At 71.3% G+C, this 2,261-nt stretch carries 3 protein-coding genes; all 3 read left to right on the forward strand.

Annotated features, from left to right (window positions below; translation table 11 throughout):
* Window positions 1–132: 132 nt before the first annotated feature.
* The 3 genes from AC07AL_RS12180 to AC07AL_RS12190 all read left to right on the forward strand — a co-directional run bounded on the left by AC07AL_RS12180 (window position 133) and on the right by AC07AL_RS12190 (window position 2,156).
* Window positions 133–615: a DUF6879 family protein gene (locus AC07AL_RS12180; RefSeq protein WP_478317381.1), complete on the forward strand. Its 483-nt coding sequence runs from the start codon at window positions 133–135 to the stop codon at window positions 613–615.
* Window positions 616–777, forward strand: a complete 162-nt coding sequence (locus AC07AL_RS12185; protein WP_400988813.1) for a hypothetical protein — start codon at window positions 616–618, stop codon at window positions 775–777.
* A gap of 143 nt (window positions 778–920) precedes the next feature.
* Window positions 921–2,156 carry a cytochrome P450 family protein gene (locus tag AC07AL_RS12190; RefSeq protein WP_478317382.1) on the forward strand — a complete coding sequence of 412 codons (1,236 nt, stop codon included), beginning with the start codon at window positions 921–923 and terminating at the stop codon, window positions 2,154–2,156.
* The last annotated feature ends 105 nt before the right edge of the window (window positions 2,157–2,261 follow it).

Genomic DNA, 2,261 nt, shown 5'->3' on the forward strand with positions numbered 1-2,261 from the left:
CCCCCCCCCCCCCCCCTCCCCCCCCCCCCCCCCCCCCCCCCCCCCCCCCCCCCCCCCCCCGGTCCTGTCCAGGTCTCTTGTGCGTAGGAAGTCGGCCTCACCGACTTCCTACGCACAAGGACGCGCCTACCTGTGGAGAGGGCTGGGCCTGCGCTCTCCGCACAGGCCCGGCCCGGTCATGACGTCGGCCCGCGTCCCAGGACACCTGGGACGCGGGCCGACGGATGCGGTGTTGCACAAGAAGTCGGTGGGGCCGACTTCTTGTGCGACCCTCGCAGCAGGTTCGGTGGCGACGGAGCTGTTCGGCGCGATCACGTGATCACCCGGCCCCTGACGGACTACCTCCGTTTCGAGTTCGCGCACTATGGCCACAACGTCGCGGCCGGCGAGGACATCCGGATTCTCGACCTGACCGGCCGCGAGAATCCGGGCTTACCGGATCAGGATTTCTGGATGTTCGACGAGTCCAGGGTGGTCCTGATGAACTACCGCCCGGACGGGACGCAGATCAGTCGCGAGGTGTTCGACGGCGACCCGATCCGATTCGTCGAGTGGAAGCGCTTGGCCGTATCCGAGTCGGTTCCTTTCTCGGAGTACGTGAGAGCAAGCGGCTGAGTGTCTCTGGATCCGGAACGGCTCGGACAGTCCAAGTCCGAGCTGGGGAAGAAGCTGCGAGAGCTGCGCAAGCGAGCCGGCCTGGTGGTGGGGGAGGAGGGGAGGCCGGACCTGGGCCGGTTCGGCGTGACCGTCGGTGTAGACGGTGCACAGTCCGTCTGACTGGATGATCCTGGTAACACCGTCCCGGCCCGTTGACGACCGCTCCGCGCCGCTCTAGAACGGAGCACAGGCCCCGGACACGGCAGGACGTGTCGCGGCACGGACTGCCGGGGCACCCCCGAGAGATCCTGAGGAGCAATGCCATGGCTCCAGACGACAACGGCTGCCCGGTGCTGGACATGACCGCCCGGGCCCTGCACCAGCAGAACGCGGAGCTCCGCGCCGCCGGGCCCGCCGTGCGGGTCGAACTCCCCGGCGGCATCATCGCCTGGTCCGTGACCCGCAGCTCGGTGATCCGCGCTCTGACCGGCGATCCGCGGGTCTCCCGCGACCCGCGCAAGCACTGGCCCGGCCTGGCCGCGGTGCCCGAGGGGTGGCCGATGGGCCCGATCGCGTTCCAGCAGAACTTCTTCAACCGCTACGGCGACGAACACCGCTCGGCACGACGACGGATGGCGCCCTCGTTCTCGCCCCGCCGGGTGTCCGCGCTGCGGCCCGGGATCGAGGCGACGACCACCGCCCTGGTCGGCGCGTTCCGTGACCTCGCCCCCGGCGAGGCCGTGGACATCCGCCGGGCCCTCTCGCTCCCGCTCACCATGACGGTGATCTGCGACCTCTTCGGCGTACCCGCCGACATGCGGCCGCAGATCGGCCGGTCGATGGACACCCTGCTGACGACGACGGCGACGACCGAGCAGATGACGCTCGCGCGGGCGGAGATCAACGTGGTGCTGGTCGAACTGCTGGAGCTCAAACGGCGCGACCCCGGGCCCGACCTCGCCAGCGACGTGGCCGCCGTCAGCACCGGCGGCGACACGGGCCGCGCCGAGGAGGAGTCCCGCGACGAGCTCTTCCTGATGCTCGGCGCCGGGTACGAGACCGCCGTCAACCTCATCACCAGCGCCGTCCAGGCGCTCCTCACCCACCCCCACTACCTGGCCCAGGTCCGCGAGGGCACCCTCGCGTGGGAGGACGTCATCGAGGAGACCCTGCGCCACGAGAGCCCGGTGATGCACATCCCGCTCCGCTACCCGCTGGAGGACATCGACCTCGGCGAGGGCGTGGTCATCCGGCAGGGCGAGCCGATCCTGCTCGGATTCGGCGCGGCCGGCCGGGACCCGGAGGTCCACCCGGACCGGCCGGACGACTTCGACCCGACCCGCCCCGACACGGAGCACCTGTCCTTCGGCTACGGCCCGCACTTCTGCCTCGGCGCACCCCTGGCCCGGCTGGAGGCCGAAGTGGCCCTGGGCGGCCTCTTCGGCGCCTACCCCGGCAGTGTCCTGGACCCGGCCAGCCCGACGCCGGCCCGCCTGGAGTCCGTCATCATCAGCGGCCCGGCCGAGCTCTGGATCGTCCCGAGGCCCACCGCAGAGTGACGGCGGCACCTGGGGGAAGGGGGGGGGGGGGGGGGGGGGGGGGGGGGGGTTCTCTTTGCTTTTTGGGTGGGGGGTGGGGGGGGTGGGGCCGCCCGACCTTTTTTC

It is taken from the genome of Kitasatospora sp. NPDC043949 (assembly GCF_056435365.1).

Excerpts from the sequence above, each read along its gene's own strand:
- AC07AL_RS12190 (WP_478317382.1), top strand. The coding sequence starts at position 921 with ATGGCTCCAGACGACAACGGCTGCCCGGTGCTGGACATGACCGCCCGG.